The 21,517-nt window shown below is 73.0% G+C and carries 26 protein-coding genes and 1 tRNA gene; 7 read left to right on the forward strand and 20 right to left on the reverse strand.

Annotated elements, in window-relative coordinates; genetic code table 11:
- Positions 1 to 10 precede the first annotated feature (10 nt).
- Positions 11 to 1,156: a substrate-binding domain-containing protein gene (locus ABEA81_RS14730; RefSeq protein ID WP_345605611.1), complete on the reverse strand. Its 1,146-nt coding sequence runs from the start codon at positions 1,154 to 1,156 to the stop codon at positions 11 to 13.
- Between the two features lie 30 nt (positions 1,157 to 1,186).
- Positions 1,187 to 2,638 (reverse strand): SDR family oxidoreductase, encoded by a 1,452-nt coding sequence (locus ABEA81_RS14735; protein ID WP_345605612.1) that lies wholly within the window; start codon positions 2,636 to 2,638, stop codon positions 1,187 to 1,189.
- A 169-nt stretch (positions 2,639 to 2,807) separates the two neighbouring features.
- Between ABEA81_RS14735 and ABEA81_RS14740 the strand changes: the two genes are divergently transcribed.
- Entirely contained in the window at positions 2,808 to 3,110 is a 303-nt protein-coding gene (locus ABEA81_RS14740) for a hypothetical protein (RefSeq protein ID WP_345605614.1), read from the forward strand.
- A gap of 18 nt (positions 3,111 to 3,128) precedes the next feature.
- Here the strand turns inward: ABEA81_RS14740 and ABEA81_RS14745 are convergent, their stop codons facing one another.
- The 3 genes from ABEA81_RS14745 to ABEA81_RS14755 all read right to left on the reverse strand — a co-directional run bounded on the left by ABEA81_RS14745 (position 3,129) and on the right by ABEA81_RS14755 (position 4,005).
- Positions 3,129 to 3,599 (reverse strand): VOC family protein, encoded by a 471-nt coding sequence (locus ABEA81_RS14745; RefSeq protein ID WP_345605615.1) that lies wholly within the window; start codon positions 3,597 to 3,599, stop codon positions 3,129 to 3,131.
- 62 nt (positions 3,600 to 3,661) lie between these two features.
- Positions 3,662 to 3,734: transfer RNA gene (locus ABEA81_RS14750), tRNA-Asn, on the reverse strand.
- Positions 3,735 to 3,777: 43 nt separating this feature from the next.
- A complete protein-coding gene (locus ABEA81_RS14755; protein ID WP_345605616.1) occupies positions 3,778 to 4,005 on the reverse strand; it encodes a hypothetical protein in 228 nt (75 codons plus the stop codon).
- Between the two features lie 207 nt (positions 4,006 to 4,212).
- Here ABEA81_RS14755 and ABEA81_RS14760 point away from each other — a divergent pair, with 207 nt between their 5' ends.
- From ABEA81_RS14760 to ABEA81_RS14780, 5 genes are all read left to right on the forward strand, one after another.
- Entirely contained in the window at positions 4,213 to 6,189 is a 1,977-nt protein-coding gene (locus ABEA81_RS14760; RefSeq protein ID WP_345605617.1) for a beta-galactosidase, read from the forward strand.
- The gene (locus ABEA81_RS14765) at positions 6,189 to 6,956 is read left to right on the forward strand and encodes a DeoR/GlpR family DNA-binding transcription regulator (RefSeq protein ID WP_345605618.1); all 768 of its coding nucleotides are present in this window, start codon (positions 6,189 to 6,191) and stop codon (positions 6,954 to 6,956) included. The genes ABEA81_RS14760 and ABEA81_RS14765 overlap by 1 nt, the downstream gene beginning before the upstream one ends.
- 23 nt (positions 6,957 to 6,979) lie before the next feature.
- On the forward strand, positions 6,980 to 8,056 hold the full coding sequence (galT, locus tag ABEA81_RS14770; RefSeq protein ID WP_345605619.1) for a galactose-1-phosphate uridylyltransferase: 1,077 nt from the start codon (positions 6,980 to 6,982) through the stop codon (positions 8,054 to 8,056).
- Positions 8,053 to 9,183, forward strand: coding sequence for a galactokinase (gene galK / locus ABEA81_RS14775; protein WP_345605620.1), 1,131 nt, complete (start codon positions 8,053 to 8,055; stop codon positions 9,181 to 9,183). The genes galT and galK overlap by 4 nt, the downstream gene beginning before the upstream one ends.
- Positions 9,184 to 9,261: 78 nt before the next feature.
- Positions 9,262 to 9,888 (forward strand): FMN-binding negative transcriptional regulator, encoded by a 627-nt coding sequence (locus ABEA81_RS14780; RefSeq protein WP_345605621.1) that lies wholly within the window; start codon positions 9,262 to 9,264, stop codon positions 9,886 to 9,888.
- 66 nt (positions 9,889 to 9,954) lie between these two features.
- On the opposite strand, the gene ABEA81_RS14785 is transcribed toward ABEA81_RS14780, so the two are convergent.
- The 12 genes from ABEA81_RS14785 to ABEA81_RS14840 form a co-directional block, all read right to left on the reverse strand.
- A complete protein-coding gene (locus ABEA81_RS14785; protein ID WP_345605622.1) occupies positions 9,955 to 10,248 on the reverse strand; it encodes a gas vesicle protein K in 294 nt (97 codons plus the stop codon).
- Complete coding sequence (locus ABEA81_RS14790) at positions 10,245 to 10,421, reverse strand: gas vesicle protein (RefSeq protein ID WP_345605623.1); 177 nt, start codon at positions 10,419 to 10,421, stop codon at positions 10,245 to 10,247. Before ABEA81_RS14790 ends, ABEA81_RS14785 begins: the two co-directional genes overlap by 4 nt.
- On the reverse strand, positions 10,418 to 11,167 hold the full coding sequence (locus ABEA81_RS14795) for a GvpL/GvpF family gas vesicle protein (protein WP_345605624.1): 750 nt from the start codon (positions 11,165 to 11,167) through the stop codon (positions 10,418 to 10,420). Before ABEA81_RS14795 ends, ABEA81_RS14790 begins: the two co-directional genes overlap by 4 nt.
- On the reverse strand, positions 11,160 to 11,543 hold the full coding sequence (locus ABEA81_RS14800) for a gas vesicle protein (RefSeq protein WP_345605625.1): 384 nt from the start codon (positions 11,541 to 11,543) through the stop codon (positions 11,160 to 11,162). The genes ABEA81_RS14795 and ABEA81_RS14800 overlap by 8 nt, the downstream gene beginning before the upstream one ends.
- Positions 11,540 to 11,911, reverse strand: a complete 372-nt coding sequence (gvpO, locus tag ABEA81_RS14805) for a gas vesicle protein GvpO (RefSeq protein WP_345605626.1) — start codon at positions 11,909 to 11,911, stop codon at positions 11,540 to 11,542. Before gvpO ends, ABEA81_RS14800 begins: the two co-directional genes overlap by 4 nt.
- A 21-nt stretch (positions 11,912 to 11,932) precedes the next feature.
- Positions 11,933 to 12,163, reverse strand: coding sequence for a gas vesicle protein GvpG (locus ABEA81_RS14810; RefSeq protein ID WP_345605627.1), 231 nt, complete (start codon positions 12,161 to 12,163; stop codon positions 11,933 to 11,935).
- A 2-nt stretch (positions 12,164 to 12,165) separates the two neighbouring features.
- Entirely contained in the window at positions 12,166 to 12,903 is a 738-nt protein-coding gene (locus ABEA81_RS14815) for a GvpL/GvpF family gas vesicle protein (protein WP_345605628.1), read from the reverse strand.
- Entirely contained in the window at positions 12,900 to 13,346 is a 447-nt protein-coding gene (gene gvpJ / locus ABEA81_RS14820; protein WP_345605629.1) for a gas vesicle protein GvpJ, read from the reverse strand. Before gvpJ ends, ABEA81_RS14815 begins: the two co-directional genes overlap by 4 nt.
- On the reverse strand, positions 13,343 to 14,482 hold the full coding sequence (locus tag ABEA81_RS14825; RefSeq protein WP_345605630.1) for an SRPBCC family protein: 1,140 nt from the start codon (positions 14,480 to 14,482) through the stop codon (positions 13,343 to 13,345). Before ABEA81_RS14825 ends, gvpJ begins: the two co-directional genes overlap by 4 nt.
- Complete coding sequence (locus ABEA81_RS14830; RefSeq protein WP_345605632.1) at positions 14,475 to 15,164, reverse strand: hypothetical protein; 690 nt, start codon at positions 15,162 to 15,164, stop codon at positions 14,475 to 14,477. Before ABEA81_RS14830 ends, ABEA81_RS14825 begins: the two co-directional genes overlap by 8 nt.
- A 254-nt stretch (positions 15,165 to 15,418) precedes the next feature.
- Positions 15,419 to 15,856, reverse strand: coding sequence for a hypothetical protein (locus ABEA81_RS14835; protein ID WP_345605633.1), 438 nt, complete (start codon positions 15,854 to 15,856; stop codon positions 15,419 to 15,421).
- Positions 15,857 to 15,991: 135 nt separating this feature from the next.
- Positions 15,992 to 16,912, reverse strand: a complete 921-nt coding sequence (locus ABEA81_RS14840; protein ID WP_345605634.1) for a cysteine peptidase family C39 domain-containing protein — start codon at positions 16,910 to 16,912, stop codon at positions 15,992 to 15,994.
- A 147-nt stretch (positions 16,913 to 17,059) separates the two neighbouring features.
- On the opposite strand from ABEA81_RS14840, the gene ABEA81_RS14845 reads away from it, so the two are divergent.
- Positions 17,060 to 17,893, forward strand: a complete 834-nt coding sequence (locus tag ABEA81_RS14845) for an ETEC_3214 domain-containing protein (RefSeq protein ID WP_345605635.1) — start codon at positions 17,060 to 17,062, stop codon at positions 17,891 to 17,893.
- Between the two features lie 12 nt (positions 17,894 to 17,905).
- Here ABEA81_RS14845 and ABEA81_RS14850 read toward each other — a convergent pair whose 3' ends face one another.
- From ABEA81_RS14850 to ABEA81_RS14860, 3 genes are read right to left on the reverse strand one after another with little or no spacing between them, the layout of a single operon-like run.
- Entirely contained in the window at positions 17,906 to 18,316 is a 411-nt protein-coding gene (locus tag ABEA81_RS14850) for an OsmC family protein (RefSeq protein ID WP_345605680.1), read from the reverse strand.
- A gap of 2 nt (positions 18,317 to 18,318) precedes the next feature.
- A complete protein-coding gene (locus ABEA81_RS14855) occupies positions 18,319 to 19,776 on the reverse strand; it encodes an ATP-binding protein (RefSeq protein WP_345605636.1) in 1,458 nt (485 codons plus the stop codon).
- Complete coding sequence (locus ABEA81_RS14860) at positions 19,773 to 21,446, reverse strand: FAD-dependent oxidoreductase (RefSeq protein WP_345605637.1); 1,674 nt, start codon at positions 21,444 to 21,446, stop codon at positions 19,773 to 19,775. Before ABEA81_RS14860 ends, ABEA81_RS14855 begins: the two co-directional genes overlap by 4 nt.
- Positions 21,447 to 21,517 lie beyond the last annotated feature (71 nt).

Genomic DNA, 21,517 nt, shown 5'->3' on the forward strand with positions numbered 1-21,517 from the left:
GTCACCTCCTTCAGCCGCGCGGGGACATGGGCTGCATGACCACCACGTCCTGCGTCTGGGGCCACTGCCGCTCGACCTCGGCCCTGTCGAGCTTCACCTGCTCCCAGATGCCGGGCCCGTAGCGCCGCTCGGCGGCCGCGATCCCGTTGTGCCGGGTGGCCACCCATGCCGTGGTGAAGACGTTGGGCGCGACCGGCTTCCCGGCCCGTGCGTCCAGCGCGGCCTGCGCGGCCAGCTGTCCGATGAGCTGGGCGTTCTGCACGACCGTCGCGACGAACGGGCTGTTCGGGGCGTAGAGCATGGGGAAGGTGGCCCGGTCTCCGTCGATCGAGGCCACGGCGATCTCCGGCCGGTTCGCCTGCTGGATGGCCTGCACCGCGCCCGACGTCATCTGGTCGTAGGCACCCCACACGCCCGCGATCGAGCCCGCGTCCGGGTTCGAGGTGAGGATCGCCTGCATCTGCGACTGCACGCGGGCCGGGCTGAAGTCCGACGGCTGCAGGTGCAGGCGCACGTCGGGGTAGTCCTGCACCATCGCCTGCAGTACCCGCAGCCGGGTCTCGAGCAGTGGCGCTCCCGGCACCCAGAACGCGTAGAGGTCGCCCCGGTAGTTCACCGCGTCCAGCAGCGAGCGCGTCATCATCTCGGCCATCAGCGACTCGTCGCCGCCGACGTCGGTGACGGCGCCCGGGACGGTGGAGCCGACGCCCGCGGTGACGACCACGACGCCCTTGCTGCGGGCCTGCGCCACCACCGGGCCGAGCTGCGCCGGGTCACCGAGCTCGATGACGAGGACGTTGACGCCGGAGTTCACCAGCGTCTGGATGTTGTTGATGTGCCGGGTGGCGTCCCCGCCCGCGTTCGTCGTGGTGACGGTCGCGCCCTGGGCCCGGAACGCCTCCTCGGCGCCGGCCACGATGTCGCGGTTGTAGTCGTTGACGATCTCGCGGGCCGCGATGCCGACGGTGAGCGGGCCCTGCAGGAACGGGGCCTGCCCGTCGCCCGCGGCCGCTGCGGTCCCGCCGGTCGGGGCGGTCCCCGACGTCGCGTCGGTCACCGGTCCGTTGAGGGAGCAGGCGGAGGCGAGGGCGACGGCCAGCAGGCCGGCGAGGAGCATGACGAGCCCGCGCGCTCCAGCGGTCGCGGATCGGTTCACAGTGCGGTCCTTCGGGTTTCGGGGGAGGTGCTACGACGACGCGGGCGGTCTCTCGAGCAGCGCCTGCGCGGTCGGGGTATCGGTGACGACGGCGTTCGCGAGCCCGCCGGAGAGCGCGGCCCGCAGCGACGCGACGCGTTCCGGCCCCGCGGCGGCGGCGACCCGCAGCGGGCGCGAGCCGATGACGTCGAGCTCCACCGACAGCGTGCGGTCGGCGAGGTCACCGCCGACCGGGCGGCCGGAGGCGTCGAAGAAGCGGCCCACGGCATCCCCGACGGCGCCCTGCTCCTGCAGCTGCCGCAGGCCCGCGTCGTCGAGGTAGCCGTTCGCGTAGAGGGGGGTGGTCTCGGTCACGTGCCCGACCCCGAACATGCAGATATCGGCTCGCGCGGCCGTTTCGAAGGCCGTGCTGATGCCGCGGTCGGCCCGCAGGCTCGCCACGGTCGAGGGGTTGTCGACGTAGAGCGGGGCGGCGATGAGGATCTCGTGGGCCGCGAGGGCGTCCGCCACGGCGGAGACGGTGCGCATCGGGTTCACGCGGGTCGGGTCGCTCGGCGCCGCCCCGGCCAGCTGGACGACGGTGACGTCGAGGACCTCGTCCGTCGTGCGTCTCAGCGTCCGCAGGACCTCGGCCGTCCGCGCGATCCACTCGTTGGGGTTGGAGCTCCAGCCCAAGCCGATGACCGTTCCCGGCTCCACCCGGCGGGCGAGGATGTCGGCGCACCCCTGGCCGAGGTCGACGTTGCCCGCGCCGTCGGTGTCGGCCGGGTCGACGACGACGGCCTCCTCCAGCCCGAAGGCGGACTCGAGCGCGAGCTCGGTCTCCACCTGCCTCGTGATCCCCGAGACGATCTCGATCCGCACGATGCCGGAGGCGCGGGCCTGCGCGACCAGGCGCCCCGCGGTGGCCCGGCTCACCCCGAGGTGGCGGGCGATCTCCAGCTGGGTCTTGCCCTCGCCGTAGTACATGACGGCGGCACGGACCAGCAGGCGCTGCTTGTCGACGTTCGGCAGGGGCACTCTCTCGCTTCTCGGTGAGCATATGCTCACATGATGCGCATTTGTCCACGACACTACGTCTCGATCCCGGCCGCCGTCAACGAGGCCGGGATGGGTCGGGACGGGCGCACGAGAGCGCGCGCCTCGCGAGAACGCCGAGCGCGTGAGGCCGCCGTCGACGGCGAACTCCTCCGGCGTGCCGAGGCGAGCCATCGGGATGCCCGCCGTGGCCTTCTCGGGCACGCCGTCCGGGAAGTGCCCCCGCACCCGCGGGGTGAGGATCAGGCCGGGCGCCACGCAGTTGACCGTCACCCCGTCGGGCGCCAGCTCACCGGCCAGGATCTTGAGGTACCCGGCGACCGCCGGCCGGACCAGGTGGGCCAGCGCCCCGGTGGACCCGGTCGCGCTGCCGTCGACGGCCCAGGTGGGAACCGTGGGCCACATCCCGCTGGCCGACGAGTTCGGGTACGACCTGCACCTCATGATCAGGGGCTGCGGGTGGAGCGGGAGCGGGTGGGCCCCCGGCCCGGGCGGACCTGACGGGTTCAGGTCGTTCCGCTGTCGTCGATCAAGGCGAGATGGTGGTCCGTTGATCTATGTCAGCGACCATTTGCCCTTGGTCACCGACCGGGAGCCAGTAGGGTGCCGGGCCGTGGACTACACGCTCGTGGGACTGGTGGTCGCCTGCGCACTGGTCGTGCTGACCGCCGGCGCCCTGGCCGGCAGCCGGGAGACGGAGCGCCGGCAGATGCGACAGCTGGCACTCCTCGAGCGCAAGCTGGACGCGGTGCTCCACCGGCTGGGCGTCGAGGTGCCGGATCCGGAACTCGAGCAGGTCAAGGCGCTGGCGGGACAGGGCCGGACGATCCAGGCGGTCAAGGCGTACCGCGAGGCCACGGGCGCGGGGCTGCGGGAGGCCAAGGAGGCGGTGGACCGGCTCGGCGGGCGAGGCTGACGACCCTCGCTCACCGGATCACGAGAGGTGGGCGAGCACGTTGACCACCGTGCCGCTCGGATCCTCCACGAAGAAGCGACGGACACCCCATGGTTCAGTCGTCAGCGGATACACGACGCGAAGCCCTCGGCGCACCGCCTCGGCGTGCGCCGCGTCGACCGCGTCCGGGTCGCCGAGGTCGACCCCGAAGCGCGGCGGAGGGTTCTCCATCCCCCGCGGCGGAACGAGGACCTGGGCAGTGGGATTGGTGGGCGAGGTGACACCGAGGACCGGATCTTCCATGGCGACCTGGAACCCCAGGACGCCGACGTAGAAGTCCCGGGAGGCGGCGAGGTCATCTCCGTCGGCGTAGGCGACGACTCTTCTGATCACCCGGACAGGATGGCATCGCGGCGTCCCCGGCGGCTTGGAGGAATCGGAACGCGCGCCGGCAGCACAAGGCGACCGTTCCTTCTGGTGCTTCGTGGTCGCCGTGGCGCCGTCGACCACCAGTGGAGGCAAGGCCTGGTCTTGGTCCGGAACGCCGGCCAGACCCCTGGCGCGGGGCCGTGCTCCTCCGGTTGGACTCGAACCAACAACCCTGCGATTAACAGTCGCATGCTCTGCCAATTGAGCTACGGAGGACCGTACGGGCGCGGGGGCTGAGCCCCCGCTGGCAGGAAGGACCTTAGCGCACGGCCCCCGCTCGCCCGCGGGCCCCCTCCCCGGCGGCGTCGGCGTGCCTGTGCCCGTTCACCGCCTCCTCGACGCGGGCGCGGACGACGCCCGCGGCGCCCTGGACAGCGGGGTGGTCGGCGACGCGCTGGTAGGTGCGGCGCAGCTGCTCGTAGCGTTCCTGGCCGGCCCGGGCGCCCAACACGTACCCGACGGCGGCCCCAAGCAGGAACTTCCACATCTCGTCTCCCCGGTTCGTGCGGCCCCCCGTCCGTCCATGGTGCCGCGCGGCGGGAGCGCCGGAATCGGCCGATCGCCGATGGGTACGTTCGGCGCTGCGGCCGGACGGACCCGTCCGCCTTGACACGTGCCGGACGTCACACCAGGGTCGCTTGGGTTTCTGTTCGGACCTGTTGTCTTGTGTGCGAGTCACTGATGAGAGGACGACGTGCTCCCCTTCCCCGGCATCGCGATGGGATGCGACTACAACCCCGAGCAGTGGGACCCCTCGGTGTGGCGCGAGGACGTCACGCTCATGAAGGAGGCGGGCGTCGGGTTCGTGACGCTCGGGGTGTTCTCGTGGGCGATGCTGGAGCCCACCCAGGGCGAGTACGACTTCGACTGGTTCGACGAGGTCATCGAACTGCTGCACACGAACGGCATCGCCGTCGACCTGGCCACGGCCACCGCGTCGCCGCCGCCGTGGCTCACCACGCGGCATCCGGAGATCCTGCCGGTCGACGTCGACGGGCGCACGCTCTGGCCGGGCAGCCGGCAGTCGTGGTGCCCCAGCTCACCGGTGTTCCGCGACCACGCGCTGCAGCTCGTCGGGGAGCTGGCACGCCGGTACGGCAGCCACCCGGCCGTGAAGCTCTGGCACGTCAGCAACGAGCTGGGCTGCCACGTCGTCCGGTGCTACTGCGACGTGAGCGCCGCCGCCTTCCGGCGCTGGCTCATCGGCCGGTACGGCTCGATCGAGAAGCTGAACGAGGCCTGGGGCACGGCGTTCTGGTCGCAGCGCTACTCGTCGTTCGACGAGGTGCTGCCGCCGCGGCACACGCCCACGTTCACCAACCCGGGCCACGAGCTGGACTTCTCCCGCTTCTCCTCCGACGCGCTCCTGGAGCACTACCAGGCGGAGCGCGACGTGCTGCGGTCGCTGTCGCCGGACGTGCCGGTCACCACGAACCTGATGGTCAACCCGCGGCAGGCCGGCACGGACTACTTCCGCTGGGCGCCGCAGCTCGACCTCGTCGCGCAGGACCACTACATCGACACCCGGCTGCCGCGCCCGCGCGCCGAGCAGGCGTTCAGCGACGACCTCACCCGCGGGGTCGCGGGCGGCGAGCCGTGGATGCTGATGGAGTCGGCCACGAGCGCGGTGAACTGGCAGCCGGTCAACCCGGCGAAGAAGCCGGGGGAGCTGCTGCTCGACTCGCTGCGCCACGTCGCCCGCGGCGCCGACACGGTCGGGTTCTTCCAGTGGCGGGCGTCGAAGGCCGGTGCGGAGAAGTACCACTCGGCGCTCGTGCCGCACGCCGGCCAGGACTCGGCGCGGTTCCGCGAGGTCGTGGAGCTCGGCGCCGCGCTGGCGAAGCTCGGCGGGGTGGCCGGGAGCCGGGTCGAGGCGGACGTCGCGCTGCTCGTCGACTGGGAGGCCTGGTGGGCCTGCGACCTGCACTCGCACCCCAGCTGCCAGGTCCGCTACATGGACGCCGCGCTGCGCTGGCACCGCGCGGTCACGGAGCTGGGCGCCACCGCCGACGTCGTGCACCCCTCGGCCGACCTGTCGGCCTACGAGCTGGTGATCGTCCCGACGCTCTACCTGTGCACGGACGAGACGGCCGCGGCGCTCCGGGCGTACGCGGAGGGCGGCGGGCACGTGCTCGTCACCTACTTCTCCGGGATCGTCGACGAGCACGACCACGTCCGGCTCGGCGGGTACCCGGGCGCGTTCCGGGAGCTGCTCGGGGTGCGCACGGAGGAGTTCGCGCCGCTCCTGCCCGGCGTGACCGTCGCGCTCGACGACGGCAGCACCGCCGACGTCTGGACGGAGCTCCTCGAGGTTCGCGACGCGGAGGTCGTCGCCAGCTACGCCGACGGGCCGCTGCCCGGCACGCCCGCGCTCACCCGCCGGGCCGTCGGCGACGGCGCGGCGTGGTACCTCGCCACCTGGCTGGACGACGACGCCACGGCGGCGCTCGCCGACCGGCTCACCCGCGAGGCCGGGGTGACCCGGCTGGACGCGCCCCAGCCCGGCCTGGAGGTCGTGCGCCGCGGCCGGTACCTGTTCGTGCTCAACCGCGGCGACCTGCCGGCCGGCGTCCCGGCCACCGGCACCGACCTGCTCACGGGCGAGCGCGTCGAGGGCGAGGCGCGCGTCGCGGCGGGGACGGCCGCCGTGATCGAGTCGGACGAGGGCTGATGCTCGCCCGGCAGCGCCAGGAGCTCATCCTCGACGCCGTGCGCACCGACGGCGGCGTGCGCGTGTCGGATCTGGTTGCCCGGCTGGGCGTTTCCGACATGACCGTGCGCCGCGACATCGACGAGCTCGCCCGGCGGGGCCTCGTCTCCCGCGTGCACGGCGGCGCGACCGCGGCCGGCAGCAGCGTCGAGGAGCCCGGCTTCGCGGTGAAGTCGACGCTGCGCACGGCGGCGAAGCGGGCGATCGCGGAGGCGGCCGCCACGCTCGTCGAGCCGGGGGCCTCGGTGGCGCTGTCGGCAGGTACGACGACGCATGCGGTCGCGTCGGTGCTGCTGGGGATCCCCCGGCTCACGGTCGTCACGAACTCGCTGCGGGTGGCCGAGGTGCTGCACGCGGCGCCCCGCCCCGACCTCACGGTCGTGCTCACCGGCGGTGAGCGCACCCCGTCGGACGCGCTGGTCGGTCCGGTCGCGGTGGCGGCGCTGCGCGGGCTGCACGTCGACTGGCTGCTGATGGGGGTGCACGGGATGGACGTCGAGGCCGGCTTCACCAGCCCCAACCTGGCAGAGGCGGAGACGAACCGGGCGCTGCTGGACAGCGCCCGGCAGGTGGCCGTGGTGGCCGACAACTCGAAATGGGGAGTAGTGGGGTTGAGCACGATCGCGACCCTCGACGAGGTCGACGTCGTCGTGAGCGACGACGGCCTCGAACCGGAGGCACGCCAGGTACTGGAGCAGTGCTGCGGACGGCTGGTGCTGGCGGCATGACAGTCACTCGGACAACAGCCCGGATGGCCGACGGGCGCGAGCTGATCTACTTCGACGACGTCACGCCGGACCGCGTGCCGCCGCCCGACACCCGGGACCTGCCGAAGGTGCAGACCGGGTCGATCATGCGCTACGACGTGCTCACCGGCGAGTGGGTGGCGATCGCGGCGCACCGCCAGGACCGCACGTTCCTCCCGCCAGCGGACGCCTGCCCGCTGTGCCCGACCCGGCCCGGCCGCGCCCCGTCGGAGATCCCGGCGTCGGACTACGACGTGGTGGTGTTCGAGAACCGCTTCCCGTCCTTCGCCCAGGACGTCGACACCGACGTCCCGGCCGAGGTGGACGGCGACCCGCTGTTCCCGCAGCGCCCGGCGATCGGGCGGTGCGAGGTCGTCTGCTTCACCAGCGACCACAACTCGTCGTTCGGCGCGCTGCCGGTCGAGCGGGTGCGCACCGTGATCGAGGCGTGGGCCGACCGCACCGCCGAGCTGTCGGCCATGCCGGGCGTGGAGCAGGTGTTCCCGTTCGAGAACCGCGGCAAGGAGATCGGGGTGACCCTCGAGCACCCGCACGGGCAGATCTACGCCTACCCGTTCGTCACGCCGCGCAGCGGACAGCTGCTGAACAAGGCGGCCGAGCACCGCCAGCGCACCGGCCGGGACCTGTTCGACGACGTGCTGGCCGCGGAGCGCAAGGCAGGCACCCGCGTGGTCCGCGAGGGCACCCACTTCACGGTGTTCGTGCCCGCCGCGGCGCGTTGGCCCGTGGAGGCCCACCTCGTGCCGCACCGGCCGGTCCGCGACTTCGCCGACCTCTCCGGGGAGGAGCGCACCGAGCTGGCCGACCTGTACCGCGACCTGCTGCACCGGTTCGAGGTCTACTTCGACGAGGCACCGCACCCGCCGTACATCGCCGGGTGGCACCAGGCGCCCGTGCACACCGGGCGCGACCTCACCCGCCTGCACCTGCGGCTGTTCTCGTTGCGCCGCGCGCCCGGGAAGCTCAAGTACCTCGCCGGCTCGGAGTCCGGGGCCGGTGCCTGGATCAACGACGCGCTGCCGGAGCGGATCGCGCAGCGGCTGCGGGAGGTCGGATCATGACCACGTTCGGGGAGCTCTTCGACCGGGAGCCCGACGGCCGCTGGGCCGGGCCCGGTCGGGTCAACCTGATCGGCGAGCACGTCGACTACGCGGACGGCCTGTGCCTGCCGTTCGCGATCGCGCAGCGCACGGTCGTGGAGGTCGCGAAGCGCGCGGACGACCGGCTGCGGCTGCGCAGCCTCTCCGAGGTGGGCGGCTTCGACGGCGAGCTCGCCGACGTCGGGCCGGGCCGCCCGGAGGGCTGGGCTGGCTACGTCGCCGGGGTGCTCTGGGCGCTGCGGGAGGCGGGCCACGCGGTCGGCGGGATCGACCTGCTGGTCACCGACACCGTGCCGCTGGGGTCGGGGCTCTCGTCGTCCGCGGCCCTCGAGTGCGGGGCGGCGCTGGCCGTCGACGACCTGTACGGGCTCGGCCTCGGCGGCTCCGCCGAGGGCAGGAAGCTGCTCGTCGACGCGTGCCGCCGGGCGGAGAACGACGTGGTCGGCGCGCAGACCGGCGGCATGGACCAGGCCGCGTCGTTGCTCGGCACGGCGGGGCACGCGCTGCTGCTCGACACCCACGACGACTCGACGCGGCAGGTCCCGTTCGCGCCCGCGGATGTCGGGCTCACACTGCTCGTCATCGACACCAAGGTGCGCCACAGCCACGCGGACAACGAGTACGGCGCCCGGCGCGCGTCCGTGGAGAAGGCGGCGGACGCGCTCGGCCGGCCCAGCCTGCGCGACGCCACCCTCGACGACCTCGCGGCGCTCGACCCCGAACTGCTCCCCCGCGCCCGGCACATCGTCACCGAGATCGCCCGCGTCCGCCGCACGGTCGCGCTGCTGGACGCCGGCCGGATCGCCGAGATCGGGCCGCTGCTCGACGCCTCGCACACCTCGCTGGCCGGCGACTACGAGGTGTCGTGCCCCGAGCTCGACCTGGCCTGCGCCACCGCGCGCGCCGCGGGCGCGCTCGGGGCCCGGATGACCGGCGGCGGGTTCGGTGGCTCGGCCATCGCCCTCGTGCCGACGGACGGGATCGACACGGTCGCCGGAGCGGTGCGCGCGGCGTTCGCGGCGGCGGGCCACCGCGAGCCGGACATCCGCGCCACCGAGCCCTCCGCCGGAGCGGAGCGGATCACGTAGCCCCTTCGGGGGTCGTGAGTGGATACGGGTGCTGGAGCACTCGCATCCACTCACGGGGCGGCAGCGCACACTGGAAGTGTGTACGTTCCCGCCGCCTTCACCCCCGACGACGCGACCGTCCGGGAGCTGCTGTCCCGCCCGCAGGCCGCCGACCTCGTCACGATGACCGAGGACGGGCTGGCCGCCACGTTCCTGCCGTTCGTCCACCGCCCCGACGAGGGCGAGCACGGCGTGCTGCGTGGGCACCTGGCGCGCAACAACGACCAGTGGAGCCGGCCCGCGGTCGGGGAGGCGCTGGTGATCGTGCACGGGCCGGACGCGTACATCACGCCGAACTGGTACCCGTCCAAGGCCGAGCACGGGCGCGTGGTCCCGACGTGGAACTACGTCACCGCGCACGTCTACGGGCAGCTGCGCGTGCACGACGACCCCGCGTGGCTCGCCGATCTGGTCCGCGAGCTCACCGACCTGCACGAGGCGGGCGAGGCGTCGCCGTGGGCGGTGGACGACGCGCCCGAGAAGTTCGTCGCCGGGCAGCTGCGCGCGATCGTCGGCGTCGAGCTGGTGATCAGCCGCATCGAGGCCAAGGTCAAGATGAGCCAGAACCGCCCGCCCGCCGACGTCGAGGGCGTGGTCGCAGGCCTCGACGCCCGCGGCGACACGGCCACCGCCGAAGCGGTACGGGCCGCCACCTCGTCCCGATGACAGCATGGTGGCTTTGCTGCCGTACTACGCCAGTAAAGCCACCATGCTGTCGTTCGGGCACCGGCCTCAGCGGTCGCGCTCTGCCGGCAGCAGGTCGCCCAGCGGGCCGAGGTCGATGTTCAGGTCCTCGGGGCGCAGGCCGAAGTGCTCGCGCAGCTCCGTCATGGCCTCCTCGAGGCGCATGAGCCCGAGCCCGAGCTGCTCGACCTTCTCGTCCGGCAGGTCACCCGCCTCCACCCGCCGCAGCGCCTGCCGCTCCATCAGCTGGCGGACGAGCTCGACGAGCGTCAGGACGAGCCTGCCCAGGCCCTTGCCCACCGAGTCGGGGTCGAGCTCGAGCCGCTCCGGCACCTCGGTCACGGTTCCACCAGGGTCGACACGGAACTGATCAGGGCCCGCAGGGAGACGTGCACCAGGTCGACGTCGGCGAGCGAGATCGTGATCTCGCCGGCGATCACGACGCCACCGGCGAGCAGCCGGTCCAGCAGGTCCACCAGTGCGACGTCGCGATCGAGGGCGCGATCGACGGTCACGGTTCCTCCAGGGTCGCGAACGAGTACGGCGCCCACGGGCCGGTGAGCTCCAGCCGCACGGTCCCGGCGGCGTGCTGCTCGACCACGTGCCGCAGCGCCTCGTCGTCGGCCACGAGGTAGGCGGCGTTGAGGACCATCTCCTCGCGCCGTCCGGTGAGCCGCGGGTCCTGCGCCGGGTAGCGCCTGCTCGCGGCCGCCACCGCGGCGAGCTCGCGGTGCACGGCCTCGGCCGCCGCGAGCGCCTCCTCCTGCCCCCGGGCCGCCCGGTTGCGCTCGGCGAGCCGCCGCGCCAGGTACGAGGCGCCCGGCCCGGCTCCCGGCGCCGGCTCCGGTTCGCCGGGCGCTGCCGACGGCACGGCGAAGCCCTTCACCCCCCACTCGACGCGACCGCGGACGCGGTCGAGCGCCGCGCCGAACTCCGCACCCCGTTCGGCGAGCAGGCCGCGGATCCGGTCGTCGTCGAGGTAGACGGTGGCGAACCGGACGGGCGCCACGGGGCCGCTCCGCGCCGCGGCGTCCACCACGGCGTGGTGGGCCCGCGCGGTGGTCTCGAGCCACTGCAGGTCCTCGAGGCTGCGCCGCAGCGACTCCTCGCTGAACCGGACCGGGTCCACCGAGCTGACGACGGCGGCGAGCCCGTGTCCGACGACCCGCCGGACCCGGGCGCCGTCGACGCCCGCGTCCACGGCCGGCTCCGGGAGGCCTGCGTCGGTCACCGCGTAGAGGTAGACGAGCGCGTCAGCCATCGCGCTCGCTCCGCTCGACCGGCTCCGCCTCGCGCGGCCCGCCGTCGCGCTCCGCGGTGCGCCCCGCCTCCAGCGCACCGATGCGTTCGCGCAGCATGCGGTTCTCCTCCGCGAGGTCGCGCTGGCCAGAGCTCAGCGAGGGATCGTGCTCCCACCAGTCGATGCCCATCTCCCTCGCCTTGTCGACCGACGCGACGAGCAGCCGGATCTTGATCGTCAGCAGCTCGATGTCCAGCAGGTTCACGCGGATGTCGCCCGCGATCACGATCCCCTTGTCCAGGATGCGTTCCAGGATGTCGGCGAGGTTCGTCGACTCCTGCCGGTGGTCCGCGGCGCGAGTGCGGCCGCCGGGGACGGGGAGGCCTCCGGACGTCATTGGCACCTCCCGTCGAGCTGGCTACGGGCGTAGCGGCGGGTGCGCCGGTAGGACACCAGGTCGCCGTGCCCGTCGACCCGCACCTCGTAGATCGCGAGCACGTCCTGCGTGTCCGGGATGCGCCGGGTCTCCACGACCTCGACGCCGACCTTCCACCCGTCGTCGGCCGAGTCGATGGCGACCACGGTCTCGACGTCGCGCCCCGTGAAGTCCACGACGTGCTCCGCCGCCCGGCGGGCCGCGGCCTGTGCCGGGATGCCCCGGTGGCCGTCCCGCGCGTCCGGCCCGGCGGCCTGCTCCTGCTCGGACTCCGCCTTCCGGCGCGTCCGCCGCGGGCGGCGCGGCTCCTCCTGCTCGTCGTCAGCCAATCGGGATTCCTCCTCGCCGAATCACTGCCGGCGCACCATCAGCCGTTGCAACAGCTCGTTCTCGAGCTCGGCCGCCTCCTCCTCGGAGATCTCGCCCGCCCGGCGCGCCTCGTCCACTCGCTCCAGGTGCGCACGGATCCGCACCGGGTCGTAGTACTGCTCCTCGGCGTGGTCCCGGATCTGCTCGGCCAGCCACAGGACCCCGCGCACGGGAGCGAGTGGCAGGCCGAGCAGGCCGGTGAGCAGACCCACCGCTACCCCTCCTCCGCCGGGACGAAGTCGTAGGGCGCGAGCGGGCCGAGCAGCCGCAACCGGGCGCGCCCGTGCAGCCGCTCGCCCTGCCGCTCGACGGCGTCCTCGAACTCCCGGACCCGCTCGCGCTCCACCAGGAACGCCGTGTTGACGACGTCGTCGGGCTGGCCCGGGTCGTGCACCACCACGTCGACGGCGTGCGGTTCGAGCTGCCGCACCAGCTCCTCCGCCTCGGCGTCGCGCCGCTCCTCGAGCGCACCGACCACGAGCTCGCCGAGACGCAGGCGCTGGTGGTAGGTGGCGTCCTCGGGCAGGTCGCGGATCTCCTCCTGCAGCTCGCGGACCTCCGGGTGCTCCTCAAGCACCTCCTGGAGAACCACGTCCCGCTCGTAGCGGCCCTTGAGGGTGTACTGGACGCGCCCCTCGAGCTCGCCGAGCGCCGCCACGAAGCGGTCGTGGTTCGGGGCGAGGAGCTCCTCGACGACCCCCTCCTCCTCGACCACGGCCGGGAAGCGCATCGGCAGCACCGAGGCACTCCCGGCCACCGTGTCGACGACCGCCTCGTGCGCGAGCAGGTCCTCCCGCGTCCCGAGCGGCCGGCCCGCCGGGACGTCGCTCACCAGCGCGGCGACGTCCCCGTGCACGATCGTGGACACCTTCCCGGACGGCCCGAGGCCCTTCAGGTCCTCCGGCAGCTCGGTGTCGGCTCCGACCAGTCCGTAGACGTACGTGGCGGTCATTCCTCGCTCTCCCGGGCCCGCCGCTGGGGACGCCGCCGGGGCGCCTCCTCCCGCTCCGGTTCCCGGCCCCTGTTCAGCGCGTCACCGACCTTGTCGGCCGCCGCGTCGAGCATGCCGGACGTCTTGCCCTTGGACCCGCCGTGCGTCGCGCCCTCCGTGACGCCCTCCACGAGCTCGGGCAGGTCCTTGCCGCGCTTCTCCTTGCTGTACAGGTCCAGGCGGTTGGTCGCCTCCGCGAAGCGCAGGTACGTGTCCACGCTGGCCACGACGATCCGCGCGTCGACCGTGAGGATCTCGATCCCGACCAGTGACACGCGCACGAACACGTCGATCACCAGGCCGCGGTCGAGGATCAGCTCGACCACGTCGGCCAGGCTGCTGGAGTTCCCGCCGCCCCGGTCGACGTACGCGCCGCCTCCCTGTCGCTGGGTCGCCACCGTCATCCGTTACCCCCTCGTCGTGCTCTCGACGCCGTCACCGGCTCCCTGTCCTCCTCGGCCTCCGGCTCGCTCTCCTCGTCGGCCGCCTCGTAGTAGTCCTCGTCCGCGTCCTCGTCCGCGTACTCGTCCTCCGGGTAGTCGTCCTCCGCGTACTCGTCCTCGGGCTGGTCTTCCTCGTCCGCGTACCCGTTCTCCTCCGCGTACTCGTCCTCGGCGGCCTCGTCCTCCGGGCCCTCGGCAGCGGCCTCCTCGCGGGGCTCTTCCTGCTCACGCCCCTGCTGCTCGTCCTCGAGCGCCTCCTCGTTGGTCAGCACGACCTCGCTGTCGCGGATCTCGCCGCGCCAGCCCTCGACCTCGTCCTGGCGCGTCAGCGCGTGGCTCATCGCGTGCCGGCGGAAGTGCTGGAACTCCAGGCGGGCGCGCCGCCCCTGGGCCCGCCAGATGTTGCCGGTGCGCTCGAACAGGCCCTGCGGGTAGTACTCGAGCACCAGGAGCACGCGCGTGAGGTTGGGCCCGAGCGCCGTGAACGTCACCGCGCCGTCGACGTGCCCCTTGGCCCCCTTGGAGCGCCACACGATGTGCGAGTCGGGCACCTGCTCGACGATCGTGGCCTCCCAGGTGCGGTGCGACCACAGGACCTGGGCCTTCCAGTTGGTCTTCTCGTCGCTCTCCTGCTCGACGCTCTCCACCTTCTTCATGAAGCTCGGGAAGTCGGCCAGCTGCGTCCACAGGTCGTAGGTCGTGCGCAGCGGCAGGCCGATGTCCTGGTCCTCGCTGATGACGGTGACCTTGAGCTTCTTGCCACCGTCACCGCCGCCGCCACCGCCGAACACGCTCTGTGCCTTCTCCTTGAGCGCGCTGAACCCGCGGCTGAGCAGCCCGCCGCGCGACTCGCCGTCGTCCTCGTCGTCCGCGCGCCGCCCACCGTCGGGGTTGAGCGCCTCGCGCAGACCCCGGCCGCCGTTCTCGGCGACGCCGGTGAGCCGGTCGGACAGGTCCGTCACGCGCTCGGTCGCGGCCTCCGCGGCGCGCTGCACCAGCAGGCCGAGCAGGCGGGTGCCGGCATCGCGCAGCGCATCGGTGGGAAGCGCGTCCTTGACCGATCCGCCGGCGACCTTGTCGGTGGTGCTCTCAGCCATCGCCCTCGCTCCTTCGGGTGCGCGGGTTGCGCGTGGTGCGCCGGCCGGTGGCGGCCTTGCCCGCGGAGCCGGCCGTGCTCGTCGTGCCGCCCGCGGTGCGCCGCGGCGTCGCGGTGGCCGCAGGGGACTTCGCCGCCCTGGCCCGCGCCGGGCGCCGCCGGGCCGGCGGAGCCTCCTCGTCGCCGGGAGCCCCGGTGCGGCCCCCGTCGCGGTCCTCGTCGGCACGGCCCTCGTCGGCACGGCCCTCGTCGGCACGGCCCTCGTCGGCACGGCCCTCGTCAGCACGGCCCTCGTCAGCACGGCCTTCGTCGGTACGGCCTTCGTCCTCGTCGTACTCGTCGCGCGGGGCCGGCTCGTCGGCCGGCTCCTCGGACCTGCGTTGCCGCGGCAGCCCCACGTCGCCGAGCGACTCGACGCGCTTGCCCACCCGGTCGGTGAGCGACTCGACCTGCCGGGTGGCGACGGCGAGCGCCGCGGTCTTGCCCGCGTCCAGGAGCCGGCCGCGCACCTGGTCGGTCAGCTGTGCCAACTCGGGGGTGCTCCCGAGCAGCTTGCTGCCGGTCTTCAACAGCTCGCCCGGCCCACCCGCCTGCCGGCCTGCGGCCATGCCCGCGAGCATCAGCGCGAGCTTCATCTTCTTGGTTCGCCCCAGGAGGTAGCCGCCGGCCACGCCGAGGGCCACCCGCGCTCCACATTTCACTGGATCTCCACTCCCTCACCGTTTCCGCGCGATATCCACTCCGACCGGAGCGCTCCTGCGTCTACCCCGCGGACAGATCACGCACACGTGAGCGCCGCCGGTCCGGAAATAATCACCAAAGTTTTAGGCCGTTCGGAGCATTCGGGGTTCGCAGCCGTTCGCGTCGACGTGCCGATCGGGCGCAGAAAGCGGACGAAAGGCGTAGGGCGTTCACCGGTGGAGCAGCGACCGGACGGTCAGCGGGACGACGCCCGGACCGCGGCCACGACCGCCGCGATGATCAGGAACAGCAGGAGGAGGACGACGGTCACCGGGAGCAGGAGCAGCGCCAGCACGAGCGCGGCGATCAGCGCGACCCGCGCGGCGGGGCTCATGGCCCGGAAGCCGCCCACGATCGCGCCCCACACCGGGTTGCGCCCACCGAGCGCAGCGCGGGCCCCGCCGAGCAGCGCGTTCATCCGGATCCCGCCGCGCGCGGCCACCTCGTCCAGCCAGCCGGCGAGGTCCTCCACGCGCTCGAGGGCGATCCCGAACGCGCGGTCCAGCACCGTCGCGAGCAACCGGCGCAGGCTCGCCTTCAGCTCCTCCAGCGGGGGCTGCTCGTCGGGCGCTGACCCGTTGCCGCCGGGCACCCGCAGCACTCCCGGGCCCGCGGTCTCGACCCCTCGGACCATCTCGCCCCCGTCCGCCGAAAGGTGCCGCCGTGTGGTGATCACCGCTCCCGCGTACCCGGCCCGGGCCCATCCCGCACGGTTGATCGGGCAATTCGCGCGTCCGCGGAACTGCCCGTCACCCATTTCGCGCAACCATTACTCTGCTCGTCCGCCATTCGGCACACGGGACGCGGCCAGTTCGGCGGCCAGCTCCGCGTACGTCGGCGCGAGGCGGCGGAGCAGTTCGACCGCGGTTCCCCGGTCGCCGCGCACCAGGGGGTGCTGGAGCCCTCCCACGAGCCGCGCCTGGCGTTCCGCGACGGCGGCGGCACCGTCCAGGCCGAGCCGGGCGAGCCACGCGGCGGCATCGGCGAGACGGCGGGCCCCCACCCGGACCGCGAAGTGCACGAGGTGGCCCGCGTGCCCGTCGGTGAGCCCGCCCGCGACGAGCCCGGCGAACCGTTCGACTGCGTCGGCGGGGCGCTCGCCATCGGGGGTGAGCAGGCGCCGGGCCGCGGGCAGCGACGCGAGCAGTGCGTCGGCGACGGCCACCTCGCGGACGCGGCGGAATCCCGAGCGCATCGTGTACGGCTGCGCGTGATACTCGAACGTCACCGACTGCCAGGCGGCGGTGAATTCGTCGACCGGCAGCGTGGCGAACGGGAATCCGTGCGGGTCGTGGAAATGCACGGTGCCGTCCGTGACGCCGGTGACCACCATGAAGTGGTCGGAGTCGAGGATCTCCCCCGAACCCGGGTGGTGGCGCAGCAGGCCGAACTCGACCGGCCCGACGAGCACCGGCCCGCTGGTGTCCCGGAGCCGCTCCACCGCGTCGGCCGCCGAGCCGCCTGCCGCGCGGTGGCAGGACCATCCGAGCAGGTCGAGGGCCTTGGCCAGGCCGAGGTCCGGATCCCAGCCCAGCGGGTCGAACCAGGCGAGCCCGCCGCCCAGGTGGAACCCGAACGGCGCGCCGGTGAGCACCTCGATCGCCGACGGTGGCGGTGCGGCCTGGCCGAGGACCATGGCGAGCGAATTGCTGTAGCAGTACGGCCCTGAGCCGACGTAGGGGAATCGCATGCGACGAGCATGCCGGAATTTCGCGGAATTCGCCGCGGCCCCAATTTGTCGCGGCCCGAATTCGGGTACCACGTTCCACGACGGGCTCGACCGCCGTCGCCGCAGCTGCCATAGTGGCGCGAGCAGGGGTGCAGAGAGAGTGGTGAGATGCCCGAACCCGAGCCGGACGGACCCGCTCGCCAGCACCCCGTCGCCCGGGCCATCGACCGCGCCAAACGCCATCCGGTCGTGCTCATCGCCAGCACCGTCGTGGCCGTGCTCGTGTTCTTCGGCACGGTGGGCGACGTGTTCGGCCGCATCTCCGGCGCGGTCACCGGCGTCGTGAACCCGCACCGGCAGGACTACGAGCACCTCGCGCAGATCGAACTGGGCGTCACCCCGCAGTACCTCGAGCAGCGGCTGGGCACCGCCCGGCGGTCGGTCGACCTGTGCACGGAGATCCCGTGTCCTCCGGAGGGCGCGGGCGAGAAGCTCACGATGAACCTCTACCAGTCGGAGTCCGTCGCGGTCCGGGCGCTCTTCGGCGACTCCGGCCTGGAGTGGTTCGCGATCACGCTGCTCTCCGGCGACGTGAACCCGCCGATGAAGTGGCTGGACCGCGACCTCGGCGCACTCGGTGAGGTCACGTTCACGGAGGCCCTCGAGGCCGCGAAGGTCGAACCGACCGACGCCGACATGTTCCTCGGACCGCAGTCGACCGCGTATGTCGAGGTGGTCGCCGCGGGTGCCGCGGGGGACCACCGCGGCCTCATCCTGGCCTTCGCACCGGACGGCTGGTCGGGTGAGTTCGAGCGGGACGCGGCGGACGCCGTCGAGCAGCTGAACGACGCGACGTACGACCCGGGAGTGGCCGCGCCGTTCCGGTCGGCGTCGCAGCCCGACACGTACGGCGAGTTCCTCGACGACGGTGGGGTCGTCTCGGTACTGGCAGGCGACGCCGAGTTCGATCGTGGGCTGCTGTACGTGTTCACCTCGCCCTGACGGCGCTCGGGCTCAGACGAGGGGCTCACCCGCGTGTTCGATCTGCGTGCGGATCGCGAAGGCGGGCTTCAGCATCATCGTCACCTCGGTGCGCTCGAGGGCGTCGGCGAGCCGGTGCGCCTCGGCCCGGTCGAGCCGGAACCCGAGCAGCACCCGCCGGTAGAGCAGGGTGGGCGGGCCTGCGTCGAGGGTGACGACCACCTCGATGTCCCCCGGGTCGCCGTCGCGCTCGAGGTGGGTGCGCGCCGACATCGCGCTGCACGCCGCGAGCGCGCCCGTCATCAGCTCGACCGGCGTGGGCCCCGCGCCCGGTCCGTTCTCGGCGTGGTCCGCGGTGACGCGGTGCGGACCCAGCTGCAGGCCGACCGCGCGGCCGGCGTCGGAGGCGAGGCGGGCGCCGGCCGTGGCGAGCGGGATCTGCATGGTCACCTGATGGGCTCCTCGGTGATCGGCAGGAGCACGCGGAACCGGGTGTCCCCCGGCTCCGAGGCGACGGAGATGTCGCCGCGGTGCCGGTTGACGATCACCCGGTAGCTCACGTCCAGACCCAGGCCGGTGCCGCGCCCGACCGGCTTCGTGGTGAAGAACGGCTCGAAGATCCGCCGCCGGACGTCCGGCGGGATGCCCGGCCCGGTGTCGCCGATCTCGACGAACACGCAGTCGTCGACGCGGCCCGTCCGGACGGTGAGCGTGCCCGTGCCGGCCATGGCGTCGATGGCGTTGTCGATGATGTTGGTCCAGACCTGGTTGAGCTCGGCGGGGTAGGCCGGGACCTGCGGCAGCGTCCGGTCGTACTCCTTGACGATCCGGATGCCCGACTCCCCGCCCGACTCCGGGGGTGCGAGCTTGCGCCCGAACATCACGAGCGTGGCGTCGAGGCCCTCGTGCACGTCGATGAACCGGTGCGGCGCCCGGTCGAGCTGCGAGTACTGCTTGGCCGCGAGCACCAGGTCCGAGATCCGGGTGGTGGCGTCGAGGATCTCGCGCAACAGGCTCTCGGTCTCCACCGTGTACGCGAGCCAGCGGACGGCGCCCTCGAGCGTGGTCTCGTTGGCGGCGGCGTTCACGGCGTCGAGGTCCTCCACACCCAGCCCGCCCGCGACGAACACCGGGGCGAGGTCCCAGCCGCCCTCGATGCCGTGGTCGTCGAGCCAGTCACCGAGCTCGTCCTCGCGGTCGGTGGCCTCCAACGGCGAGAGCGTGGGCGCGTGGCGGACCTTCTTGACGAACTCGTCCTGCGCCATCACGAGCTTCTTGAGCTGGTCGCCCGCGATCTTCCCGTCGGCGATCATCGCGAGCTTGGCCCGCATGCCGGACACCTTGTCGCGCAGCGCGTCGGCCGCGCGGCCCGCGGCGGCCGCCGGGTTGTTCAGCTCGTGGGTGAGCCCCGCGGACAGCTTGCCGAGCGCGAGCAGCCGCTCCCGCTCGGCCACCTGGGAGTTGTTCTTGCGCAACCCCATCAGCATGCCCTCGAGCAGGTGCACCGCCATGGGGAACCAGCTGGCGAACGCCTGCGCGAAGTCCTTCGCGGGGAGGGCGAGCACCGAGCAGTCGGTGATCGCCCGCACGGACGCCGGGTAGACCAGGGCGGTGTCGCTGTTGAGGTAGAACTGCGTGGCGCCGAAGTACACGCCGCGCTGCTCGGTGCGGGTGGTCTCGACGGGGTCGCCGCTCACCAGCTTGCTCATCGAGATCGTGCCGGACAGCAGCACGTAGAAGCAGCGCGCGGGCTCACCCTCGCTGACGACGTACTCCCCCGCCGGGAAGCCGACGACGTCACCGTTCTCGATCACCCACGCGGCCTGGTCGTCCTCGAGCTCGGCGAACAGGAAGAGGGTGCGCAGCTCCTCCGGCGTCAGGCTCGCCGTCTCCGGGGCCGTCACTGTTCCGCCAGGTAGCGGTGCACGAGCGTGACGGCCATCGCGCCCTCCCCGACCGCGGACGCGACCCGTTTCACGGAGTCGGCCCGCACATCTCCTGCCACGAACACCCCGGGCACGCTCGCCTCCAGGTGGTAGGGGTCTCGATCCAGTGTCCACCCCGGTGGACGCTTGCCCTCGACGACGAGGTCAGGGCCGGTGGGGATGAAGCCGCGCTCGTCGCGCTGGACGAAGCCGTCGAGCCACTCCGTGCGCGGCGCCGCCCCGATGAACACGAACATCGAGCCTGCCTTGACCGAGTCGACCCGGTCGCCCTCGCGGAGGCAGATCGACTGCAGGTGGTCGTCGCCGTGCGCCTCCACGACCTGGCATCCGGTGCGCACGACGATGTTGTCGATCGCCTCGATCTGCTTGATCAGGTAGGTCGACATCGACGCCTCGAGGCTGGGCCCGCGCACCACCAGCGTGACGGTGGCGGCGTGCCTCGAGAAGAACACCGCCGCCTGGCCCGCGGAGTTGGCGCCGCCGACGATGTAGACGTCCTCACCCCGGCAGGCCGGCGCCTCGGTGGCCGCCGACCCGTAGAACACCCCGCGACCGGTGAGCTCGGCGACGCCGGGGGCGTCCAGGCTGCGGTACGAGACGCCGGTGGCCAGCACCACGGCGTGCGCGGCGATCTCGCTGCCGTCCCCGAACCGCACCACCCGGGCCGAGCCGCGCGCCTCCAGCGAGACGACGTCGCGGGCCGTGAGCACCTCGGCGCCGAACTTGGCGGCCTGCCTGCGCGCGCGGTCGGTGAGCTGTGCGCCGGACACGCCGTCGGGGAAGCCGAGGTAGTTCTCGATGCGGGAGCTCTGGCCGGCCTGCCCGCCCGTGGCCTGGCGCTCGACGAGCACCGTGCGCAGGCCCTCCGACGCGCCGTACACGGCCGAGCCGAGCCCGGCCGGGCCGCCGCCGACCACGATCAGGTCGTAGAAGTCGGACACCGGGTCGGTGGTGAGCCCGCACGCCGCCGCGATCTCGGCGTCGGTGGGCGAGCGCAGCGCCGTGCCGTCGGTGGTGATCAGCACCGGGACGTCCTCCGGCCCGGCACCGGCCGCCTCAAGGAGCCGCGCGCCCTCCGGCTCGTCGATCGAGTAGTACCGGTAGGGCACGGAGTTGCGGGCGAGGAAGTCGCGGGCCGAGAAGCACTCGGCCGACCAGCGGTGCCCGACGATGCGGATCTCGTCGATCGGCCGCTGGCCCACCGCGCGCCAGGTCTCGACGAGCGCGTCGACGACGGGGTAGAGCTTCTCCTCCGGCGGGTCCCACGGCTTGAGCAGGTAGTGGTCGACGTCGACCAGGTTGATCGCCTGGATCGCCGCGTCGGTGTCGGCGTAGGCGGTGAGCAGGGCCCGGCGCGCGTGCGGGGCGATGTCCATGGCCTGCTCGAGGAACTCGATGCCGTTCATCTCCGGCATCCGGTAGTCGGCGAGGATCGCCGCGACCGGCTCACCGCGCAGGGTGAGCTCGCGCAGCGCGTCGAGCGCGTCGCGGCCGGACTCGGCGCGGACGATCCGGTGGTCCTGCCCGTAGCGGCGCCGCAGGTCGCGCGCCACGGCGCGGCTCACACCCGGGTCGTCGTCCACGGTCATCAGGACGGGCTTTGTCGAGCGCGGCTCGATCGTGGTCATGCAGGCTCCAGCGGGACGTGCGGTCCCACCCCGGGTGAGGGGCGGGATCCCCCATCGAACCTAGCGCCGTG

This window comes from Pseudonocardia adelaidensis (assembly GCF_039543345.1).
In the GTDB taxonomy this organism is placed as follows: domain Bacteria; phylum Actinomycetota; class Actinomycetes; order Mycobacteriales; family Pseudonocardiaceae; genus Pseudonocardia; species Pseudonocardia adelaidensis.